Here is a 22,680-nt window from a genome sequence, read left to right as displayed (position 1 = left end):
GTGGTCGGGGGTGTATCCGTCTCCCTAACCACCAGCGGCCTCAAGTTGTTCCAGGCTCAGCGAATCGTTACCCCTGCAAGGGTCACACGGTTCTCCCCGTTGCCGGTGCGCGGCATCTCCGTGACCCAAAGCACTATGGACTCGGCCTGGGTTGGTGAGACGGAGACCTGGGTCGTACCTCCCACAAAGGCCCCCTCTGCCAAGAGGCTGCCCCCGGCCGGGTCCTCCGCCGTCGTGCTGCGCAGCTGGAAGTGCCCACCAGCTGCCGTCCCTTGCAGCTCGACGGAGCTTACGGTGGCCGGGGCCTGGAGCTTGAGCGCCACCCCGATCCCCGCCTTACCGTTGTTGGAGATCTTGGGGTCGTTGTAGAAGCGGGTGTACCAGTCGGTGGCCGGGTCGCCGTCGGTGATGGCACTGGCCAGCTCCGGGTGCTCGTCGCCGTCCAGGACCTGGACCGCCGCGATGACCGGCGTGGCCGCTGGAGCCTGGTCGCTGCCCTCGCCGGCGGCTGCACTCTGGGAGGGAACCGTCTTGGCCGCCGGGATCTCCTGGTCGGTCAGCGGCACCCGGGCCAGGTCCAGCAGGTTGGCGATCGCCAGGGCCACTACCAGCAGCACCGCGACGCCGATGGCGATCAGTACGCCGTTGGTGCTGCGCTTGGTGTCTTCGTCCTCGCCGCTGACCAGGTCCTCGAAGCTGGCGTCCTCCTCCAGGAGAGCCGGGCCCTCCGGCCCCACGTTGGTCAGCTCGGAGCTGACGGCCACAGGCCCGTGCACCTCAGCCTGCACAGAGTCGATGTCCACGATCCGGGTGGAGCCCGGGCCGCCTGGGGCCCCCTCCTGGGGGCTGGGTCCCGTGGCCTGCGGGGTGGCGGCCTCGACGGGGTAGGCATGGGCCGACGTCGCCGGGGACTCATACGGCTGGGCCGGTGCGACCTGCGGGCTGGCGGACCAGGCCGCTGCGGTCGGTGGGACCTGCTGCGACCTCTCCACCCCAGGTGAGGGCGCCCCGGGCAGTGGTGTGGGCTGTGCCGGAAGCGGGGTTGTGCCGCCAGGTTGCGGGGCGGCCATCGTGTCAGCAGCTGCCGTGCCAGCGGCTACGGGGTCAGCAGCCACGGGAGCAGCGTCTGCCGGGGCGCTCGCTGCCCCTGCAGACGCGTAGGGCGCCGGGTCTCGCGGCGCGCCAGCCGGCAGCGTCTCCGTGCGCCGGGAACGGTTGAACCTGGTCAGGAAGCTGCGGGTGGCCCCCGCCATAGTGCTGGCGGCTGCTGCGGCCCCGGCTCCCACAGCAGCGGCACTGGCGGACACCAAGGCGCCCGCCCCTGACAAGGGGCTTGCTGCGGGCTCCTGGTGCTGGGGACCTGGCTGCCTGGACCCAGTCACAGTCCGCGCCGGGGCGCCGGAAGCTGCCGGAGGGCTCGCGGGCCCCTGGGCCGGACGAGGTCGTGGCGGCACCTTCGGGGCCTGCACCTGGGGCCAGGGCTCCAGCAGGGCAGCCACCTCCGCGGCGGAGCGGGGCACGTCGTCCTTCCACACCCGCTCGCACAGGGCGTCAATCTCAGGTGCTACTCCGGAGGCGATCTCCGAAGGAGGCACCGGCATCCCACCCCGCCGCGGGGCAGGGCGCACTCCCGAGCGCTTGCCCGGCCACCGGCCGGTGACGGCGTAGTAGAGCAGCTCGACCAGGGCCTTGGCGTCATCCTTGTCAGCCAGCAGCGGGCTGCGGAAGCGCGAGTCCATGCCCCGGGCCGCGCCGTCGATCCCCACGCCGGTGACCTTGACCTGGCCGTGGGCGTCCACCCGCACCGACTCCGGCTGCAGCACCAGGTGGTGCAGGTTGCGCTCCGAGGCGGAAGCCAGGGCCTGCGCCGCCTCCCCGATGATCGCGCGGGCCTGGGAGGCTGGTAGCCCCTGCTCCACCAGGCGCGGCAGGGTAACCCCGGAGATCGGCTCGGAGACGATAAACGCCTCCCGGCCCTGGTCGACGTCGTAGATGCGCTGGCAGCGCCGGTCGTCCACCAGCACCGCCCGGGCTGCGGCGCTGAGCACCTCCTCACGGTGGGCCGTGGCCGGGGTGAGCATCAGGATGGTCACGTCACGGTCCAGGATCGTGTCCTTGCCGCGGTGACGAATGATATGAGGCAGGGTCGTCGGAAGAGTGTCCAGGACCCGATAGCGGCCTGAACCGATTGGCTTGCCCTCGTCCACCCCACGGCCCTCTCTCTCGCCCCGAGAATCTAGACCCATCGTAGCGCTAGGTTGCAAAACGGTCTCTGTTGTGCGGCGGGCCCCTGGAACGGTGGCCGCCCCCGTCCCGGCCCCCGGCACCGCTGCCGGTGCGACGGCAGGAACCGGTACCGAGGCGGGCACCCGCACCTCCACCGGGGCCAGGCGCTCAGCCAGCGCCAGCACCGGACCGCCCGCAGGCCCCAGCAGCCGCCCCACCTTGCGCAGGATCCGGGCCGCCGGCCCCGTAGCCACCGACAGCTCCTCCACCTTGGCCCAGGCCGCCACCAGCAGGTAGACCACGGTCATCACCACAGCCACCACCAGGATGGTCACCAAGGCGTCCACCGGGCGACGCCCCGTCAGGGAGCCGTCCGCAGGCCCGATCAGGCTGCGTATCCCCGTGCCTACCAGGGCCGCAGCCACCGCAGCGACACCCAGGCGCAGGTGGGTGCGGGCGATCCGCGCACTGTCAAGGTCAGGCAGGTAGCGGCGCATAAAGGGCACGCAGATCGCCAGGCCGATCACGTGGCACAAGGTGTTGACCAAGGCGGCCAAGGTCATCCAGTGCTGGGCCGGAGCCACCGCGTGGATCAGGAAGGCCGCCACGATAGGCACCGTGCCCACCGGCACGTAGGCCCAGAACAGGCGCCGGGTGTCGGTGTAGGCCAGCAGCACCCGCTGGGCCGTGAACCACAGTCCCTGCGGCACGATCCCCAGGGCCAGGGCCACCAGCATCGGCGCGCTGGCCTGCGCCTCCGCCAGGGACAGCGTCGGCACGAAGGCCTGCAGCGCCGGGGTGGCCAGCACCCCGATGCCCACGGTGGCCAGCATGGTGAACACCGCCACCGAGCGGGCCCCCAGGGAGAAGTCGTCACGTACCCCCGCCCCGTCACGCTCCGCCGCCTTCACGCTCATACGGGTGAATAGGGCGGTGATGATGGAGGTGGTCACCAGCGACTGGGGCAGCACGTAGATCAGCTGGGCGTTGTTCCACATGGTGGTGGAGGGGATGATCAGCCCGGAGGCCGCCGCCCGCTCCGCCTCCGTCACCGCCGCCGAGCCCAGGTTGGTCCAGGCGATATCCGCCAGACCGGTCACCAGCACGCCCGCCAGCGCCCAGGAGGCCACGATCGAGGTCTCCCGCAGGCCGATCCCGCGCACCCCCCAGACCAGCTTGGGGCGGAAGCCGGTGCGCCGTAGCGGCAGGTACAAGGTGAGCGCCTGCAGCACGATCCCCAGGGTCGCGCCCCCCGCGATCACGGCGATACGCATGCCGTCCCAGGCCTGCGGCTCACCCCCGGCCGCATAGGCGCCGTACAGCCGCACGTAGGCCAGCAGTGACAGGATGGCGATCACGTTGTTGACCACCGGGGCCCACATATAGGGGCCGAAGTGCTCCTTGGCGTTGAGCACCTGGCCCCACAGGGCGGTCAGGCCGTAGAAGAAGACCTGGGGCATGCACCAGAAGGTGAAGGCCACCGCCAGTGGCTGCCAGCGCCCCAGGCCGGAGGCGTACAGCAGCACCACCAGCGGGGAGGCGATCGTCATCACCGCCGTCACCCCGGCTACCAGGGCACCAGCCGCCGTGAGCAGCCGGTTGACGACGTCGTCGCCGTTGTCCTGGCGCAGCGCGCGCACGATCTGCGGCACCAGCACGGCGTTGAGGATCCCGCCCAGGAGCAGGTTGTACAGCTGGGTGGGCAGGGCGTTGGCTGTGTTGAAGGCGTCTGCCGCGCCGGAGGCGGTCGCCCCCAGGGCCACCACCACCAGGGCGTTGCGGACGAAGCCGAGCAGCCGAGACACCAGGGTGCCTGCGAACATGATCGCTGAGGAACGTGCCAGGGAAGCCTTGCGCCCTAAGTCCGCTTGCTTCTGTCCGCTCATAGGGGGTCCTCTCGCAGAGTCAAAGGGCCAGGACTGTCAGGGCCACCACCGGCCTGTTGCAAGCCGCTGCTGCGGCGGCCACGACGCACGGTACGGATCACGCCTACCACCAGCAGCACCACCAGTACGCCAGTTAGCACCCGGGTGCCCAGAGACTCCCACTCCGCGTGGACGCGGATGTGCACGGTCGCCGGGGTGCTGACCTGAGAGCCGTCAGGCGCCTTGACGTTGATGGTCAGCATGACGTCGCCAGAGCCCACCGCCTTGACCGGCACCAGCACCATGGCCTCCCCGCTGGCCGGGATGGTGGCGGTCACCGGCCCGTCCGGCTGCAGACGGGTGGAGGAGGACTCCAGGGTGACCTGGACGGTCGCGTCCTGCGTCAGGCTGGAGCCGATGCGTACCGGCAGGTTGGCCTGCTGGCTGATGAGGTTGATGGTGGAGGAGGGCTGCGGGTTGATCGCCGTGCGCAGCTGCTGCGCGCTGTCCTGCACCTGGCTGAGCATCTGGCCCCGCAGGGCCGGGTCCGCCCGCCAGGCCGAGGAGACGGCCCAGGCGACCACCTCAGCCTCCTGGCCCAGCAGCTCCCCCGGACTGGGTACCGTGGAGCCCACCGCGGCCAGGGTCGTGGCCGAGTCCCGGGCCGCGGCCAGCTCCTCCACGGAGATCTCGTTGCCCTCCGGGGAGGCCTGCCCCAAAGGCGTCCGTTGCACCTCACGGGGCCAGGAGCCCCTGCTGGTCTGGGAGATGACCGCGGCGTGCTGGCGCAGGTCCTCCAGCCCCAGGGGCACGGTCCAGGGCGAGCTGGTCAGGGCCTGCAGGCGGGCTCCTAGCACCTGCGGGTCGGTGCCGGTGGCGGTGACCCGGTCCACGCTGACCACCAGGTCACGGCTGAGCAGCGGCAGCTGGCGGGCCATGATCGCCGTCTGCGCGCGCAGCAGCTGGCGCGAGTCCAGCTCGTTGAGGCTCGCCCTGGCTGGGTCCACCACCCCGGCGCCAGGAGGCAGGACAGCCTTGATGCTGGCGCATGCCGCGGTGTCGGGCAGCAGCAGCACCCGGCCTTCCACGGTGGTCAGCCCAGAGGGCGTGTAGGTCAGGTCCTCACTGACCTCCAGGCTGCCGGGGGGTGCGAGCACTAGGGTGGAGCTGGCGGGCAGGGCGCTGAGCGTCTGCTGGTCCAGGGCCGTGGCGGCTGGCCAGGACACGTCCCGCCGTGCCCCGAGCCCCGCCAGCGCCGAGGCATCGGCCCGGCTGTGCGCCTGCGCTAGCAAGGTGGACTCACCAGCGTGGGCCAGGGCGGCCTCGTCGGCGTCGGCCCAGGGCAGGGCCACCACGTCACCGGCCGCGACAGCTGCTACCAGCCTCTCCCGCAGCACCGCCACTGGTGAGGGGGCGGCCTTGCTGCCCGGGCTGGCTGTGGGAGACGGCGCCGGGCTGCCTGAGGGAGCCGGGCTGGGCTGGGCGCTGGCGCCTTGCTCCGGCTGCTCGCCACCCGGGGCGACGGCGGTGGCCTGCACACCGCCCTCAGGGGCCGGGGAGTCCGGGGCGCCGACGGCCGGGGCCGGGGTGCTGTCTGCTGCCGCCGCAGGCTCCTCCTGCAGGACACCCAGCACCTCCAGCACCGCCGGGTCCACCCCCAGCACCACACCCGGCTGCGCCAGCTCCAGCAGGGCCGTCATCCGGGTCACCATCGCCGTCAGCAGGGCGTCTGCCTCCACCGGCTCCTGGGGGGCCTCCGGGGCGGCGGTGGCCGCGGGCGTCCCCGGCTCAGGGGTCTGGGCCGGGCCTGCACTGGGGGACGCCTCCGCCGTCTGGCCGGGGGACGGGGTGCCGGGGGCGGCGGTGGCGGAAGGCTCCGGCGGACTCCACCTAGGCTCCTTGAGCCTGCTCAGCACCTGCAGCTCTGCCGGTGAGGCCGTCACCGGGAGCAGGGCCAGCACACCGGTCGGCTGGGTCTCGTCAGCCTGCTGCCACAGCAGGTAGCTGCGGTCGGCGGCCAGGCTGACGTGGTCCTGGGTGACCGCTACCTGCACCCCGCGCGGCCCCCACTGACCCGGGTCACTCAAGGGCAGGGAGGCGGCAGGTACCGTCAGGGAGAAGCCGGTGCTCTCACCGGGCTGGATCGTGGCCGGCAGGGTCTCGATCAGGGCGGTGCGCAGGTAGACGTCCCGGTTGCCCGCCAGCCAGCTGCTCAACTCAGAGGCGGACACCGGCGTGGACTGCTGCACCTGCACCACCAGCACCGGGTCCGTCAGCGGCGTCGTGGTGCCGTTGGCGATGGTCCCGGTGACCACTAGGTCCTCCCCGCCGCTGAGGACCTCCGGGGCCAGGCTGTCCAGAGAGGCGGTGACCTGCCCCTCAGTGACCGGCAGGTTGGTCTGCGGGGGCAGCGGGACGGCGGGCGCCGCCAGGACCACCGGGGGGCTCAGGGCCGGAGCCAGCACCAGGGCCGCTACCGCCAGCAGCATCAGGACCAGCCTGAGCCGCAGCGGGCGACGCCGTCGGGACACGGTCCCGTTCAGCCCAGCGGACCAGGAGCTGACCGGGTGGCGTGCGGTGGGCCCCACGACCATCTACTCTCCCACGAGGATCTCGCGCGCGGCGGCGACGATCCTGCGCTCATTGGGGTACGCCAGGCGGCGCGCGACCTCGTCCAGCTCCACCCAGGCCACGTCCTCAGCCTCATGGTCCGGGTCGTTCTCCGTGGTCAGGGTGCCGCCGGTAGCCTCCAGCAGGAAGTGGTGGACGACCTTGTGCACCCGGTGGGTGTCCCCGGAGAACCAGTAGTCGATGGTGGCCAGGTGGCGCAGCACCCGTCCGGTGATACCAGTCTCCTCGTGGATCTCCCGCACCGCGGCCTGCTCGGCGGTCTCATTGCCCTCCAGGTGCCCCTTGGGCAGGCACCACTCCAGGCGCCCGCCTCGGTTACGCCGGGCGATCACCGCGGTGAAGGCCTTGCCGCCCTGGACGTCCACGATCAGGCCTCCGGCGCTGGTCTCGTCCACCACCGGCAGGGAGTGCCCACCCGCACGGCGCGCACCGGAGGCGGTGCGGGGCAGGTGAGTGCGGTGGGGCGACATAGGGACACTTTATGCGTTCCGGGCCGTCAGCCCCGGCTCGTGAGGGGTGACATCGGTCAGGTGGCGTGCCCCGGCGGTGGGCATGGCAGGCTTGGAGGTGATGACTGCCAACCAGCCCAGTACGGGACTGCCCCCCCACCGTGTGCCCGCAAAGCTCCAGGTAGACCTGCAGGAGGTGGACGAGCGTGGCCTGACCCCGCTCGCCGCCAGGACGCTGAGCGGCCTGCCCCCCAGCCTGGCCGCCCTGGGGCACCTCTTTGAGCGGGCCGGGCACGAGCTGTCCCTGGTAGGCGGCCCTGTACGTGACGCCTTCCTGGGCGTGGCCCCCCACGACCTGGACTGCACCACCTCCGCCCGCCCGGAGCAGACCGAGGAGATCCTGAGGGCCTGGGGTGACGCCTGCTGGGACATCGGCAAGGAGTTCGGCACCATTGGGGCACGCAAGGGCGAGGTCGTGGTGGAGGTCACCACCTACCGCAGCGAGGAGTACGAGATCGGCTCCCGCAAGCCGGTGGTCTCCTACGGCGACACGCTGGAGGGCGACCTCACGCGCCGCGACTTCACCGTCAACGCCATGGCCCTGCGCCTGCCCGGGCTGGAGCTGGTGGACCCCTGCGGCGGCCTGGCGGACCTGGCCGACGGGCTGCTGCGCACCCCCGTCAGCGCCGAGCAGTCCCTTGACGACGACCCCCTGCGCATCATGCGGGCCGCCCGCTTCTGCGCCCAGCTCGGCTTCGACGTCGAGCCGGAGGTGGTGGGGGCCATGAGCAGGATGGCCCAGCGCCTGGAGATCGTCTCCGCTGAGCGGGTGCGCGCCGAGCTGGAGCGGCTGCTGCTGAGCCGCTGGCCCCGGCGCGGCATCGAGCTGATGGTGCACACCGGCGTGTGCGACGTAGTGCTTCCCGAGCTGTCCGCCCTGCAGGAGACCGTGGACGAGCACAAGCGCCACAAGGACGTCTACGAGCACACCCTGACCGTGCTGGACCAGGCCATGGACCAGGAGACCGGGCCGGACGGGCCGGTGCCCGCCCCGGACCTGGTGCTGCGCCTGGCCGCGCTGCTGCACGACATCGGCAAGCCCGCCACGCGGCACTTCCTGCGTGACGGTACGGTCACCTTCCACGGGCACGACCACGTGGGGGCGCGCATGACCAAGAAGCGTCTGCGGGCCCTGACCTTTGACAAGCAGACCACCAAGGACGTGGCCCGCCTGGTGGAGCTGCACCTGCGCTTCCACGGCTACGCCGACGCCGGGTGGACCGACTCTGCTGTACGCCGCTACGTCACCGACGCCGGCCCCCTGCTGGAGCGGCTGCACCGGCTCACCCGCGCGGACGTGACCACCCGCAACCGGCGCAAGGCCGCCCTGCTCTCCCACGCCTACGACGACCTGGAGGCACGTATCGCCCAGCTGCGGCAGGCCGAGGAGCTGGCGGCGATCCGTCCGGACCTGGACGGCTCCCAGATCATGGCTGAGCTGGGGGTAGGGCCCGGGCCGGTGGTCGGCGAGGCCTACCGCTTCCTGATGGACCTGCGCATGGAGAAGGGGCCGGTCGGTGAGGAGATGGCCCGGCAGGCTCTGCAGGCCTGGTGGGCGGCCCGCGGCAGGCAGTGAGGAGGCGCCGCGGTTCCCCCGTGCGCCGAGAGGCTGGGGGCTGCCTCTCGTCGTGCCGACTGGCGTCCCGATACGCGGCGTCGAGGCGCACGTGGGAGCCCACCCCGACTTGTGCATTTTGGCGCGAGTGGTGCCGGAAAACCGCACCACTCGCGCCAAAATGCACAACTGGAGGCGTTGCCTGCGTACGAAACGTGCTTGCCTCGGATTGCGGACCCGGACCTAAGGGTGACGGGTGCGATCCCGGGATCGAGTCTCTTCCTGGGATTTGGATTGCGCCCGGGTGAGTTGATACGGTTGTCAAACCCTTTCTTTACAACATATAAAGACCTTGGGTTTCGGTTGTCAAAGACGACTCCGGGTCACACCGATGTGACTACCGCCAACAGGAGAGCTCACCATAATGACCACGACCACGAAGAGAATCCTCCTCGGGGCGGGCGCGACGATCGCGCTTGCCGCCGCCCCGCTGACCGCCCACGCGGCACCTGATCCTGAGGCCCCGGTCGGAGGGGAGGCGCCTGCCGTCTCCACCCCTCAGGAGACGCCCGCCCCGGATTCGCCCGAGAGCGAGCGGAGCGCCAGCCCCGCCCGCTCCGCAGAAGCGAGCGGGGCGGACGCTGCGCGATCGGGGCCGGTGCTCACCCCGATCCCCGAGATCCAGAAGCCCGGAGAAGCCGACGACTCCGCGCTCACCGGTACCACCGTCACCACCCTCGGCGTCGTCACCGGAGCCCACCCGAGGAACGAGGACGGGCTGGCCACCACCCTTGACGGCTTCACTATCCAGACCCCCGGAACTGGTGGCGCCTGGGAGCCGGCCCGCGCCTCCTCCGACGGGCTCTTCGCCTGGGTCGGGAAGAAGCGCCTCGACATCCCTGGGATCGGCTCCTGCGTCCGCGTGACCGGCACAGTCGGCGAGTACCCTGCGACCGGCAAGAAGACCCCCGCCGCCACGCAGAGCCTCACCCAGCTCGCCGTCACGGCGATCGAGCCTGCCTCCGGCTGCGCCCCCGTCACCCCTACGCCCCTGGACTCCGTGCCCAGCGCGGACCAGCTCGAAGCCCTCGAGTCCATGCTCGTCGCCCCGCAGGGGACCTGGACGATCACCGACAACTACCAGGTGAACCAGTACGGCACCCTAGCCCTCACCCCCGGGACCGAGCCCCTGCGGGCCGCGACCGACGTCGTCGAACCCGGTGAGAAGGCCACCGCGTACGAGGCGGCGAACGCCGCCGCCGTTATCGCCCTAGACGACGGGACGAACACGAACCTCACCCGGGGCGCGGCCACGGGTGTCCCTTACGCCTACATCGCCAATGGTGCCCCCGCCCGGGTCGGCTACCACGCGACCTTCACACAGCCCGTCCTCGTCGACGTGCGCCACTCCGCCTTCGTCCTCCAACCGACCCGCATGACCGCGGGGCACCCCGAGCGCTCGCCCATCACCGTCAGCGGCGAGCGCCCCGCAGTCCCTGAAGTCAAAGGGGACGTCAAGGTAGCGACCTTCAACGTCCTCAACTACTTCTCCGACCTCGGCGAGGACGAGCCCGGATGCGAGGGCTACCCTGACCGGGACGGGAACTTCGTCACTGCAAAGAAATGCACCGTCAGAGGAGCCTGGTCCAGCGCCGCCTTCGCCCAGCAGCAGGCGAAGATCGTCATCGCGATCAACATGATCGACGCCGACGTCGTCGCCCTCGAAGAGATCGAGAATCCACTGGGCGTCGGAATCAGCGACGACCGCGACGCCCCCCTCAAGACCCTCGTCGAGGCCCTCAACGCGGCGGCCGGATCCGAGAAGTGGGCGTACGTCCCCAGCCCGGTGCAGGTTCCCGCGCAGGAGGACGTCATCCGCACCGCCTTCATCTACCAGCCGAGGACGATCGCGCCCGTAGGCGGATCCGTGATCCTCGACGACCCGGCCTTCACCGGCCTGGCCCGCCAGCCCCTTGCCCAGGAGTTCACCCCCGTCGTCAACGAGAAGCAGGTCGGGAAGAGCCTGGTGGTCATCGCGAACCACTTCAAGTCCAAGGGCTCGGTCCCCACGGGCATGGAAGAGGGCAACACCGACGCCGGCGACGGCCAGGGCAACGCGAACGCGATCCGTGTCGCACAAGCCAAGGCCCTGGTGGACTTCGCCGCGCGCTTCGAGGGGACCCCGACCCTCCTCGTCGGTGACTTCAACTCCTACTCCAAGGAGGACCCGCTTGCCCTTATCACCGGCGCAGGCTGGATCCACAAGTCGGCAGGGGCGCACCCCTCCTACGTCTACTCAGGGCGCTCCGGCTCCCTGGACCACGTCTTCGCGAACGCCGCCGCCGACCCGCTCGTCCTCGGCGTCGCCTCCTGGGGCATCAACGCCGAAGAATCCATCGCCTTCGAGTACTCGAGGTCGAATATGAACGCCCACCTCGCCACCGAGACCGACAACCCCTACCGCTCCTCAGACCACAACCCCGAGATCGTCGGCCTCGACCTAGTGAGCGAGAAGCCCCAGGAGGGCGGGGCAACCACCGGCCCGGAGACGCCCAGCACCCCGAGCGCGCCCGTCCCGCCTGCCCCGCAGTCCCCGTCCGTAGGAAACGCCTCAGCGAAGACGCCGGGATCCCTCGCGAAGACCGGAGCCGCGGGCGGCGTCCTCGTGGCGGCTGGAGCCGCGCTCTGCCTGGGCCTTACCCTCATCGCGATGCGCCGACGCGCCTCCTGAACCCTCCTTACTTAATCCGCACCGCCGCATCCGCGGCTTCCTCGAAAGAACCGGAAAACCAATGAGTATGACAACACGAGCTCTGCTCGGCGCAGGAGCCGCCTTCGCCCTGCTCCTCGCCCCTACAGCCGCTCTGGCCGAGCCGATCGCTGAGGACGCCCCTCAGGCAGCCGAGTCCTCCCTTGTCACCCTCGACCTGTACAACCTCACCGACGTGCACGGCCACATCGAGCAGGTCGCGAAGAAAGGGGTCGTCAAGGAAGCGGGCCTGCCCGCGATGAACTGCTACCTCAAGGAGGCACGGGCGAACAACCCGAACTCCTCCTTCACCCTCCTCGGCGACAATATCGGCGCCTCCCCCTACACCTCGGGCTCGCTGAAGGACAACCCGACCATCGCGGCCCTCAACACCCTCACGCCTCTGGCCTCCACCATCGGCAACCACGAGCTCGACATGGGCCAGGAGGTCTTCAAGCAGCGCGTCGACGGCTCGAAGCCCGGTGAGTTCGTCCAGGTCGGCTTCCCCTACCTCGGCGCGAACATCGAGGGCATGGGCTCCTGGACGAAGGCGGGTACGCAGACCCCCTACCTCGGCGACTACGTGGTCTGGGACTCGCCCTCGGGGGTGAAGGTCGCCTTCATCGGTGCGATCGCCGAGGACGTGCCCTACAAGCTCAGCCCCGGAACGACCGCAGGCCTGACCTTCACCGACCCCCTGGCGAAGATCGACACCCTCGCCAAGTCCATCAAGGAGAAGGGCGAGGCGCAGATCGTCATCGCGATGCTCGACGACGACGTGAAGAACAACTACCCGAAGGTCTCCGAGCACGTCGACGGCATCATGGGCGGCGACACCCACGTGCCCTACGAGTTCGACAAGGTCGATTCCGCCGAGAGGCTCGACTCGAAGAACCCGCTTCTCGCGGGCGTCGCCTCCGGCTCCTACACCGACAACCTCGGCCTGATCCGCATCTCCTACGACACCGTGGCGAAGAAGGTCGTCTCCGCCGACACACAGCTCATCCCTGCGGCCACCGTCGCTAAATGCGGCGCCGACCCCGCGACCCAGGCGGTCGTTGACCAGGCAGTCACCGACTCCCAGGAGGCCGGCAAGGCCGTCGTCGGCACCGGCTACACCCAGGCCTTCAGGCGCGGCGTCTTCACGACCCCCGCGGGGGCGACCGACCCCGGGTCGAACCGCGGCATCGAATCGAGCCTCGGCGACTTTGTTGCCGACGCCATGAGGGAGACGGTCCTCGTCGAGGGCAAGCCCGTGGACATCGGCATCATCAACGCCGGCGGCCTGCGCGACGACCTCATCCCGAACGATGACGGGACCATCACCTACGCCCAGTCCTACTCCGTCATGCCCTTCTCCAACGAGCTCGGCTACGTGTCGATCACGGGCGCGGACTTCAAGCGGGCCCTTGAGCAGCAGTGGAAGACGAACCTCAACTCGCAGAACTCCCGGCCCCTGCTCAAGCTCGGTATCTCCTCGAACGTGCGCTACACCTACGATCCGGCTAAGCCCTACGGCGAGCGCATCACCTCCGTCATGGTCAATGGCGAGCCCCTCGACCCGGCGAAGACCTACACGGTTGGCTCGGTGACCTTCCTCCTGGCCGGCGGAGACTCCTTCGACGCCCTCACCGCGGGTGGGCCCGCGAAGACGAACGGCAATCTCGACCGCGACAAGTTCAACGAGTTCCTGGCCGCCCACTCGGGTGCGGCGCCGCGGGCCGCCAAGGCCGCTATCGGCCTGAGCCTGCCGAGCCAGCCCGTCGCCGAGGGGGCGAAGGCCACGATCCACCTGCGCGGCCTGTCCTTCTCCGAAGGCCCCTCGATCACGCATAACGTCACGCTCAGCCTCGACGGGACGAAGGTGAGTGCGCCGGTGGACAACTCCCTCCGCGACGAGCACGCCTCCGATGAGGCGGCCGTCATCACGACCGACGGCGCGGGCCGGGCAAGCGTCGAGATCACGGCCACGGCTGGGGACCGCTGCGCGGGCCTGCCCGAGGGCGAGGTCGTGAACGTCCCCGTCTCCATCTCCACGGACTTCGCCGAGGTCGTAACCGCGAGCCAGGGGCTGAGCATCCCCGTGATCTGCCCGGCGGTCGCACCGTCCCCGCAGCCGGAGGCTCCGCAGTCTGAGGCCCCGCAGACGGCAGCCCCGCAGCCTGAGCAGAAGGCGCCGCAGGCGCAGTCCGGCGCGGGGACGAAGCTCGCCAGCACCGGAGCCGAAACCGATCTGCTCGCCGGTGCGGCGGTCCTCCTCACGCTCATGGGCGTGGGAATGATCGTCCGTAAGCGCGCGAATGATCGTCCCTGAGCGAGCCTGAGTAGAGGAGGGCGGTTGCGCGGAGGCGGTAATCCCCGCGCAGCCGCCCTACCTCGTCTTATCGCCCGTGTCGCCAGCCTTTCCTTTCAGGGGCCTAGCAGCGAGGCGGGGACGACCGCCACCCCGTCCTCGTCGCGGTAGGCGTGCTGGCCGGTGGTCACCACGACGGCGTCGGCCAGGCGGTTCCCTAGTCGCTCGCGCAGCCACAGCAGGTTCCTGGTGTCCCCCGGCCGTGGCGCGGCCGTAGCCTTCACCTCGATCGCCACGATGCGGCGCTCGGGCCCCTCCACGATCAGGTCGACCTCCTGCAGGCCTGCCTTGGTGCGCAGGTGACGCACCTGGGCATCACACAGGGAGGCGTACACCTGGACGCTCTGGGCCACCAGTGACTCGAACAGGGGCCCCAGCATGCGTGACCGACGTGGGGCGTCAGCCGGCTTGATGACCGGAGGGTTCCCGATCCCCAGGATGCCGGCGGCCCCGAGGTTCAGCAGGCGGGCGGCCAGGGCCGGGTCGCACAGCTGGTGCTTGTCCGCGGTTGTCAGGCGGGAGAAGTCGTTCTCGCTGGGGCTCCAGCCGCGTACCGGGTCCAGCACCCACAGGTTCTCCAGGGCGTCCCGGTAGGAGCGTGCGGTGGCGCTGGCCAGGCCCACCTCCCGGGACTGCGTGACCAGCTGCGTGATCTTGGTGAAGGTGGCTGTGGTGGACACTGCGGCCGCGTAGGCCCGGACCCAGTCCTGCAGGGAGCGCACCCGGCGGCCCGATACGCCGTCGACGTCGTGCCTGGAGGTCTGCTCCACGTAGGTGTCCAGCTGGGCGTTGCGCGCCTCTGGCGGAAGGTTGCGGATGCCGGGGAACCCGGAGCAGATGATCTCCTGCACGTAGTCGTCCAGGCTGGCTCTGGTGCTCCCCTCGACGGCGGTGCTGCGGGCCCCCTCCAACAGGGCGCGCAGGCTCACGGAGGCAGTGTCTAGCCCGCGCTCCACCAGGCTCATGGGGCGCATCCGCAGGTTGACTATGCGCCCGGCACCTGTGTGCACGGGCGCCTGCGACGGCGTGGCGGAGCCGGTCAGGATGAAGCGCCCTGGGGCGGGGTCCTGGTCCACGGCGCGCCGCACCCGGTCCCACACCTCCGGCATCCGCTGCCACTCGTCCAGCAGGAGCGGGGTCTGGGCCCTGGTGAGGAGCTGCTTGCCCAGGGCGGCAGCCTGCTGGCGCTCGTCGGGGTCGTCCAAGGGTATGAAGGTGGCTGCCTGCTCCCTGGCGGTGCGGGTCTTGCCTACACCTCGGGCACCTTCCACGTTTACTGCGGGCAGTCCTTGCAGGAGCGTCTTCAGCTGGTCGTCCACCAGGCGGGGTGCGTAGGGCTGCATGCGGGAGATGCTACGGGGTCGGAAGGCTCTGCAGGTGGGCTGTGGACTAGCGGGCGGCCAAGGTCTTGATCCTCCTGGTCGCCGTCTTATGATCCTTCCGGCCAGCACGTGATGATCTGTTTCGTCCAGCCTCACTGCTTGCTCTAGCCTGCTGGTTGGTGGGCTGATATCCTGGCGTGTGAGTGCTCCGCCACAGCGGAGGTAGAGGATTGTTTGATATCTAGGCGATCTAGCCGCTCTCCTCGCCCCGAGTGATCGGGGGATAACTTGTTAGATATATGTAGATCGGAGCAACGGTGCTGCCATCCTTCGCCGAGGTCTTCCAGGAGCTCACTGGGCACCGCCCCAGGGAGTACCAGGAGCGGCTGGCGCGCAGGCTCGTGGACGGAGACCTTCCTAGCCTCCTGGACGTGCCTACAGGCATGGGCAAGACCCAGGCGGTGCTGGTCGGCTGGCTGTACGCCCTGGCCCGGGACGCGTCCGCGGCCCGGAGGGAGAGGCGCTCCCGCCAGGTCGCCCTGCGCCTCCACGTGGTGGTGGACCGGCGCGTGGTCGTGGACGACACCTACGAAGCCGCCCGGCGTGTCCAGGACGTGCTCAGCACCGCCGTGGACGGTCCCCTGGCCCAGCTCGCCAGCAGCCTGCGCCAGGCCCTGGACCTAGGTGCGGGTGAGGTGCTGTCAGTGCGCCGTCTGCGCGGTGGCCTGCTGGAGGAGGACGCCGTCACGGAGCACACCCGCAACCCGGTGCAGCCGACCTTCGTGGTCGGCACCCTGGACATGACCTGCTCCCGGCTGCTGTTCCGAGGTTACGGCCTGTCCGCCGCACGCCGCCCGGTAGACGCCGCCCTGACCGGCCTGGACTCCTGGTGGGTGCTTGACGAGGCCCACCTGTCCGCCCAGGCCCGATGCACCTTGGAGCTGCTGGCCTCCCAGGAGCAGCTGCTGGAGAGCCGCTTCGGGCAGGCCGTACCGCCGCTGCGCGTCATGGCGATGACCGCCACCACCGCCACCACCGGGGCGCAGTCCGGAGCGCTACGCCTCAGCTGGCCCCAGGAGGAGGCGGCGGACCCCAGCCTGGCCGCAAGACGCCAGGCCCGGGAGGGGCTGCCACTTCAGGTCCAGGTGGTCCCCAAGGCAAGAGCCAGGGACCGGGTCCGGCAGGTGGCAGCAGGTCTGCTGCAGGAACTCTCCCCGGGAGGGTCCCTGGCCGTCTACTGCAACACGGTCGCGTCCGCCAAGCAGGTCTTCGCCTCCCTGGAGAAGACCGCCAGGGGCACCGAAGTCAGCTGCTTCCTGTTCGTCGGCGGCATGCCCGCCAGGCTGGGGACACAGTCCCTGAAGGCCCTGGATCCCTATCGCACCGGCGTGGCCCAGCGGGCGCAGGCCCAGCCGGTTGCCGTGGTCACCACCTCCACGCTAGAGGTAGGGGCCGACCTGGACTTCACTCACCTGGTCACGGAGTCCTGCGGGGCTGGCGCCATGGTGCAACGCCTGGGGCGCGTCAACCGGGTCGGGGCGCGGACGGACGGCAGCGTCACCGTCGTCGCGAGCGACGCCGACGACCCGGTCCACGGCAGCACGGCGCAGGCTGTCGCCGGGCTGCTGACGGCGGCCCAGACCCTCGGCGAGGCCGTGCGGCTCATCCAGGAGTCTGCCGACCAGGACGCCCTGTGGCCCCCGCAGCAGGTGCCGGTGCAGATCCCGCCCACGGTCCTGCGCGCCTACGTGCGCACCTGCGGCTCACGCAACGACCCGCCGGTAGGCCCCTGGATCAGGGAGCTGGCAGACAGCCGGGCCGAGGGCGTCGTCGTCGTGCGCGAGCAGCTGGCTGAGCTGGCCCGCAACGCCCCCCAGGCGCTGGTCGAGTACCTGGGCGAACGGCCACCGGACCGTGCCGCAGAAGGCTGGTCCCTGCCCATGGCCGCCCTGCGAGAGGTGTTGTCCGTGGCGCTGAAGCACGGGCCCGTGGCGCTGATCGCCCCTGATGGTGGCAGCCCCCAGGTCCTGGAGGACCGCAGCGCCCTGACCGCGCTCGTGCCAGGAGCGGTAGTGGTGATCGACGCCGCCTGCGCCCAGAAGGCCCTGGGGGTTCCCGGGGCTGACCAGGACTGGTCGGGGTGCCGTGTGCTGCTCGGAGCAGACCTGGAGAAGGCTGACAAGGCGCTTGCGGAAGCGGTGGCGGGCCAGCAGGCGGTACCCGCGCCCCGGCGTCGGCAGCGGCACCGGCGTCGCCTGCCAGCGCTGCTGGTGGACCTGGGTGGTGAGCAGACCGGACACCAGGACCCGACGACCTTCCTGGAGGAGGCCGTTGAGGACCTGCAGGTGCCAGCAGGCTGGCTGCTGGAGGCCCAGGTCCTGGCCCCCTTGAGCGCGCACCCGTGCCTGCTGCTGGAGCTGGCACCGCCGGTGGAGGAACGTGCGGGACGCCAGGTGGGGCTGGACCGCCACGGCCAGGCGGTGGGGGACCTGGCCGGACGCTGGGCACGAGCCCTGGGGCTGCCAGGACCGGTGGCCGCGGACCTGCGGCTGGCAGGACTGTGGCATGACGAGGGGAAACGCAGCAGCCATGCCTTCCAGCTGGCTCTCACGGCTGAGGAAGGCCCAGACGGCTCACTGCGGCCCGGTGCCCAGCCGGGTACCGCCCTGGCCAAGTCCAGGCTGCCTTCCCGGCTGTGGCGGCGAGCCGCCTCCTTGTGCGGGGTGCCGCCCGGGTGGCGGCACGAGGCCGCCTCCGCGGAGCTCTTTGACCGGGGCCAGGAGAGCGGGCAGCACCAGGCGCACGACGTCGAGCTGGTGCGGCACTTGATCCTCAGCCACCACGGTGCCTACCGGGGGCCCGGGCCGGTCATGGGGGCGCACCAAGACCGGTCCCCGTACCAGGACCCGCAGGCTCCCCAGTGGGCGCAGGCCATGAGCGCCTTCTGGCAGCTGAACGACCGTTACGGCCCCTACACCCTGGCGCTCGCGGAGACGGTGCTGCGCCTGGCCGACTGGGAGGTCTCTAGAAGGGAGCAGGACCATGAGCCAGAGTGAGGAACGCCAGTGGCTGCTGCCAGCCTTCAGCGGCCGCAACGCCGCGCACCTGCTGGCCTCCTGGGGCCTGGTCTCGCTGCTGCCAGGCGCCCGGCTCCGTTTCAATGACGACGACGTCCCGGTGCTCCACTGGACGCAGGACGAGGAGCGGCTGTGCCAGACGGCGGCACAGGCCCTGGTTGAGCGGACCTGGGGCCTTGACAACGGCGTGCTCAAGGAGGTCAAGACGACGGTTCCTGTCCGGAGCGCCGTCAACATCCTGACCGCGGCCGCCTGGTCGGAGGCGGCTGAGCAGGGGAGGCTGCCGCACAGCTCCGTGCTGGCGACCTTTGACTGCGGGGCCTGTAGCGAGAAGCCGGGCCCCGAGGACATCAAGGTCAGGGCCGCGGCACTGACCCTGCTCAGCGGCAAGAGCTACACCGGCAAGTGTCTGAAAGAGCTCTGGCAGAGCTGCACGGTGGAGGACGCCCTACAGGCGGTGGACTACACGCGCTCAGGGCTGGCGGGGTTGCTGCGTGGGGAGCTGCGGGTGGTCGCCGCCAAACCAGGGCTGCGATTCTCAGCGACCCAGGCCGCGCCGCGGACCACCAGCGGCTACGAGCAGTGCGACGTGAACCCCTTGGTGGACCTGCTGGCCTTCTGCGGCCAGATGCTGCTGTCGCCCCAGCAGCGGCCGGTATCCAGGGAAGGCAGGGGACGGGCCTTTAGCTGGGTACTGAATCCCGTGCCGCTAGACCTCAACGGGCTGCTGGACACCAGTGCGGCAGCCGACCCGGCACTTCCCTGGACGCGTTGGGAAGCGCCCATCAGGTCAGCTGGAGGAGGAGCTAGGTTCAGCGAGCTCGGACACCCAGAGAAACTGATAGCAGAGAACATCGGAGGTGGTTCAGGTGTCTGACCAGCTGGTGACGGTCCCGCTGCAGCAGGCCCTGCCTTACCTGCGCGGGCCCCAGGAGGTGCACCGCCTGGCCATGTCGTTCCTGCCGGACCTCAGAGGGGCCTCGCGCGCCATCCGGGCCGATATGGGGGTGCTCTACCGGGTGTCGCTGCCCACGGAGGTAGATGGCCGCAGCGGCATGGTGGCTATACGTTTCCGCTCCCCGGTGGCTATTGAGGGCTCTCAGGTGCTTGCCGGGCCGGACCGTCTGGAGCCAGGGCAACGGATCACGGTGCGGGTAGTGGCGGAGAAGCGCCGAGAGACCGTTGACGGCAAGAGCGTCTCCCGTTTCGTAGGTGACGAGGAGGCCCAGGAGTGGGCCACTCTGTTGCTGGCCCGAAACGGCCTGCAGGTCACCGACCTGGTGGTCTCCCCCCGGTGGTCCTTCGGGGCGCCGGGGTCCGGTGGTGCCCGCAGGCGAGCGGCCCCGCCGTCTGAAGCACTCGGCCACAAACCCCGGTTCTTCACCCTGCGTGACCTGACCGCGCAGGTGGCTGCGGTGCAGGGAGACGGGTCGGTATTCCTTACCGGAATCGGCAGGGGCAAGGCCTACGGCTACGGGATGCCGCTGGTTCTCTGAGTGCCGCTGCGCAGGCAGGTAGTAGTTCATAGACGACAGGAGTTGGAAAATGGGTGTAGAAGCAGCTTTCCGTGACACTATCCAGGACCTTGCTGACGACGCCGCCGTGGCGGGGCTCAGCCTCACCGGACAGTACGAGTCGCTGATCGGGCGCACAGTGACCCCGCCAGCCGGGACGATCCGTCAAGGCGGTGAGGTCACCGGGATCTTCAACCTGGAGGACGGCCGTAGGGCGGCGACGCTCGACGGCTGGGGGGCCTGCGCCTCACGCTGCGAGAGCCTGCTGGCAGGGAGCTTCCGCGGACAGTCCCTGGCCGACAGGCTGGGGTTCCCGCTGGTGACCTTCCTGGACGAGCACGGGCAGGTGCTGACCACCTCCGTGCACCTGTCCCACCGGCAGGCGGACGCCACCTGGCGGCTCGCCCGCAACGAGCTGATGGAGAGCGGCATCAGCTACGAGGCCATCCACGCAGCCACCCGGACCAAACCGGACGCCCTGCTGACGGGGTTCCCCACCGCTATCCCCTTCGGCTGGTGGCACTCCCACGCCAAGAGGACCTTGAAAGCCGCCTCAGAGAAGGACAAGAAGAAGTCCAAGTCCTCTGGCAGCCTGGCGGATGTCCGCGACGAGTACCTGGCCCCTTACGCCATGGTGCCCAGCGAGTCCCGTTCCGCCCGCCTCTTCACGGCCGAGTTCCTGGCCCTGGGGGTCAGTGAACGACGACGGATGGCAGGCAAGGTAGACAGCCTCTTTGGCGGGGTGCCGAATGATGTGAAGCTGGGGGGAGCTAAGTTCTCCGACCTGGGGCTCGGCTCCGTTCCCCCAGGGGTCTCCGACAAGACGCCCTCTGACCTGACCTATGAGGAGATTGAGAGCCGCGCCTTCTTCTCGCTGACAGGGCTGCGCTCGTTCGGCTTCAGCGACCCCGGGCCCGCCAGGTGCCTGACCGTGGCGCTCACCTTGCTGCTGTACACCCTGATGCACGAGAACCTGTCGCTGCGTGCCGGCACAGAGCTCAAGCTGCTTCCTCCTGGCCTGCAGGCCAGCGTGGTGCGACACGGGGCGCCGGAGCAGCCCATGGAGCTGCCGGAGGTTGAGGCCCTGGCTGACCTGGTGCGCGACCTGGGGGCGCAGGTTGGGTGGCAGGGGCCACGATCGGTGACGATCCTGCCGGGCTCCCCGCTAGGGCGGGTGCTCCTTGAGGTGGACGGCGCGAAGTGATGGGCGGCTTCACCTTTGAAGCACGGTTCCCTCTGGGGGAGTTCAACGCCCACGGTGCGGACGGGCAGGCAGAGTGGCCGCCGTCGCCCGCACGGCTTCTGGCGGCACTCCTGTCCACCGCCTACTCCCTCGGCTACGGGGTGGAGGCGGTGCGTGCCCTGTACGAGCTGCCTGCGCCGTCGCTCAGCTGCCCCCCCAGAGGAGCCAGGGACATCGGCTATGGCCGGTGGGTGCCAGTCAACAACGCCTTGAAACTCGATGCCCACGGGACGCCGTCAGGGATCGTGGACGCTGAGCACCGCTTTGGTGAGAAGGCGGTTAAGCCGCCAGAACGTGGCAGCCTGCTAGGCAGGCAGGATGACGACGTCGTCCGCTGGGTGTTTCCTGGCGGTGAGCAAAGCCAGGGACCGGACCTGAAGGTGCTGCGCGCAGTGGCGCAGCAGGTGGAGTACCTGGGGAGGCCCACCTCACCGGTGCTGCTGGACGTGAGCGCGGGTTGCCGGGAGGCTCCGGCCTCCCATGACCGCTGGGAGCCTGACCCGTTAGGACCGTGGCACTTGCAGGTGGGCACGCCCGGTCTGCTCCAGCGGCTTGACGAGCGGGAGAAAGCCAGACGGCGCAGCCAGTTCACCGGAGCGCACCCGGCGCTCCCGCACCGGCCGACCGCCAGGTACCGGCTTATTGGCGACCAGGCGCAGCCTGTGGCGCCACCTGACTCGCGGCTGCTGCTCGACGGTGCGGTGCTGTACCGGGTGCAGCCGAGTCACGGGGCGCAGGTGGAGGCAGCCGACCTGGGGATCGTGCTGGACCAGTTGGCCTCGGCGCTGGGTGAGGCGGAGTGGGTACTGCCGGTGCTGGGCCGGGAAGGTCGGGGCCGCGGGGAGCGGCAGGTGCTGCGTGCTGTACTGGTGCGTGGTGCCCTGCCTGCCAGGGAGGTCCCCTTGGCTGTGAGGGCGGGCGTCACCCAGGCGCGCGCCTGCGAGCCCCGTGTGATGTCCTCCTTGCCGCGCCTCATCAGGGTCATGACGGCGGTTTCCAGCACCTGGACGAGCCTGGTGCCCGTGCGCCTAGCCCAGGACCAGCTCCGTGCAGAGCTGGAGAGTCTGGCGGCCCGTCACCAAGTGCGTCTAGTAGATGCAGGGCTGCACCGGCACGCCTGTGCTGAGGTCGGGGCTGCCGCAGGTTGTGACAGCGATGCGAAGCACGTGACGCTACGCTTTGACACGGCGGTGGCTGGCCCGGTGGTGCTTAATGGTGTGATGATGTCCCCGCTTGGCGCATCCGGGTTGGCAGTGAACCCGAAACGCCGTTCCGCCCCGCGCGACCGTTGAAATACAGCGGTTGCTGAAGGGTTCGCCCCACGTGCGTGGGGGTAGAGGCTCGTGCCCTGGCCATTCATGAGCAATATCAGAGTTCGCCCCACGTGCGTGGGGGTAGAGGAGGCGTAACCGTATGGTCAAATCCTGACGACATGTTCGCCCCACGTGCGTGGGGGTAGAGGTTTTGCCGGAGCCTTGCGAGACCGTTCCCGCGCGTTCGCCCCACGTGCGTGGGGGTAGAGGTACGCTGAAAGCCTCTATTGTTATTAGCGATAAGTTCGCCCCACGTGCGTGGGGGTAGAGGTAGGTTACGCTAGAGGCGGTGCAACAGTAATCAGTTCGCCCCACGTGCGTGG

General features: G+C 70.0%; 12 protein-coding genes and 1 CRISPR repeat array (1 of these 13 cut by a window edge). Of the genes, 8 read left to right on the top strand and 4 right to left on the bottom strand.

Translation table 11 applies throughout. The features are described 5' to 3' along the window. Nucleotides 1-56: 56 nt before the first annotated feature. The 3 genes from JG540_RS10135 to JG540_RS10125 are packed head-to-tail and all read right to left on the bottom strand — an operon-like array spanning nt 57 to nt 7,192. Complete coding sequence (locus tag JG540_RS10135) at nt 57-4,112, bottom strand: murein biosynthesis integral membrane protein MurJ (RefSeq protein ID WP_200275831.1); 4,056 nt, start codon at nt 4,110-4,112, stop codon at nt 57-59. Beyond that, complete coding sequence (locus tag JG540_RS10130) at nt 4,109-6,679, bottom strand: DUF6049 family protein (RefSeq protein WP_200275829.1); 2,571 nt, start codon at nt 6,677-6,679, stop codon at nt 4,109-4,111. The genes JG540_RS10135 and JG540_RS10130 overlap by 4 nt, the downstream gene beginning before the upstream one ends. A gap of 6 nt (nt 6,680-6,685) precedes the next feature. Continuing rightward, nucleotides 6,686-7,192: an NUDIX hydrolase gene (locus tag JG540_RS10125; protein ID WP_200275828.1), complete on the bottom strand. Its 507-nt coding sequence runs from the start codon at nt 7,190-7,192 to the stop codon at nt 6,686-6,688. A gap of 100 nt (nt 7,193-7,292) precedes the next feature. Here JG540_RS10125 and JG540_RS10120 point away from each other — a divergent pair, with 100 nt between their 5' ends. From JG540_RS10120 to JG540_RS10110, 3 genes are all read left to right on the top strand, one after another. Next, nucleotides 7,293-8,807: a CCA tRNA nucleotidyltransferase gene (locus tag JG540_RS10120; protein ID WP_200275826.1), complete on the top strand. Its 1,515-nt coding sequence runs from the start codon at nt 7,293-7,295 to the stop codon at nt 8,805-8,807. Between the two features lie 403 nt (nt 8,808-9,210). Beyond that, nucleotides 9,211-11,517 carry an ExeM/NucH family extracellular endonuclease gene (locus JG540_RS10115; protein WP_200275824.1) on the top strand — a complete coding sequence of 769 codons (2,307 nt, stop codon included), beginning with the start codon at nt 9,211-9,213 and terminating at the stop codon, nt 11,515-11,517. Nucleotides 11,518-11,584: 67 nt separating this feature from the next. Beyond that, on the top strand, nt 11,585-13,849 hold the full coding sequence (locus JG540_RS10110; RefSeq protein ID WP_407648325.1) for a bifunctional metallophosphatase/5'-nucleotidase: 2,265 nt from the start codon (nt 11,585-11,587) through the stop codon (nt 13,847-13,849). A gap of 95 nt (nt 13,850-13,944) precedes the next feature. Here JG540_RS10110 and JG540_RS10105 read toward each other — a convergent pair whose 3' ends face one another. Further along, nucleotides 13,945-15,231 carry an ATP-binding protein gene (locus JG540_RS10105; protein WP_200275820.1) on the bottom strand — a complete coding sequence of 429 codons (1,287 nt, stop codon included), beginning with the start codon at nt 15,229-15,231 and terminating at the stop codon, nt 13,945-13,947. A 296-nt stretch (nt 15,232-15,527) separates the two neighbouring features. On the opposite strand from JG540_RS10105, the gene cas3g reads away from it, so the two are divergent. From cas3g to csb2, 5 genes are read left to right on the top strand one after another with little or no spacing between them, the layout of a single operon-like run. Beyond that, nucleotides 15,528-18,266 carry a type I-G CRISPR-associated helicase/endonuclease Cas3g gene (cas3g, locus tag JG540_RS10100; RefSeq protein ID WP_200275818.1) on the top strand — a complete coding sequence of 913 codons (2,739 nt, stop codon included), beginning with the start codon at nt 15,528-15,530 and terminating at the stop codon, nt 18,264-18,266. Continuing rightward, a complete protein-coding gene (locus JG540_RS10095) occupies nt 18,253-19,164 on the top strand; it encodes a hypothetical protein (protein ID WP_200275816.1) in 912 nt (303 codons plus the stop codon). Before cas3g ends, JG540_RS10095 begins: the two co-directional genes overlap by 14 nt. Continuing rightward, nucleotides 19,157-19,783 carry a type I-E CRISPR-associated protein Cas6/Cse3/CasE gene (locus JG540_RS10090; protein ID WP_200275814.1) on the top strand — a complete coding sequence of 209 codons (627 nt, stop codon included), beginning with the start codon at nt 19,157-19,159 and terminating at the stop codon, nt 19,781-19,783. Before JG540_RS10095 ends, JG540_RS10090 begins: the two co-directional genes overlap by 8 nt. Nucleotides 19,784-19,832: 49 nt before the next feature. Continuing rightward, nucleotides 19,833-21,005: a type I-G CRISPR-associated RAMP protein Csb1/Cas7g gene (cas7g, locus tag JG540_RS10085; protein ID WP_200275812.1), complete on the top strand. Its 1,173-nt coding sequence runs from the start codon at nt 19,833-19,835 to the stop codon at nt 21,003-21,005. Next, nucleotides 21,005-22,336, top strand: coding sequence for a type I-G CRISPR-associated protein Csb2 (gene csb2 / locus JG540_RS10635; protein ID WP_200275810.1), 1,332 nt, complete (start codon nt 21,005-21,007; stop codon nt 22,334-22,336). Before cas7g ends, csb2 begins: the two co-directional genes overlap by 1 nt. Nucleotides 22,337-22,356: 20 nt before the next feature. Continuing rightward, nucleotides 22,357-22,680: direct repeats of the CRISPR family, unit length 28 nt; unit sequence GTTCGCCCCACGTGCGTGGGGGTAGAGG; it runs 803 nt beyond the window's last position.

Source organism: Actinomyces weissii (assembly GCF_016598775.1).
In the GTDB taxonomy this organism is placed as follows: Bacteria; Actinomycetota; Actinomycetes; order Actinomycetales; family Actinomycetaceae; genus Actinomyces; species Actinomyces weissii.
Note: the sequence above shows the minus strand (reverse complement) of the source record. Positions and strands in the feature narration are given on the sequence as shown.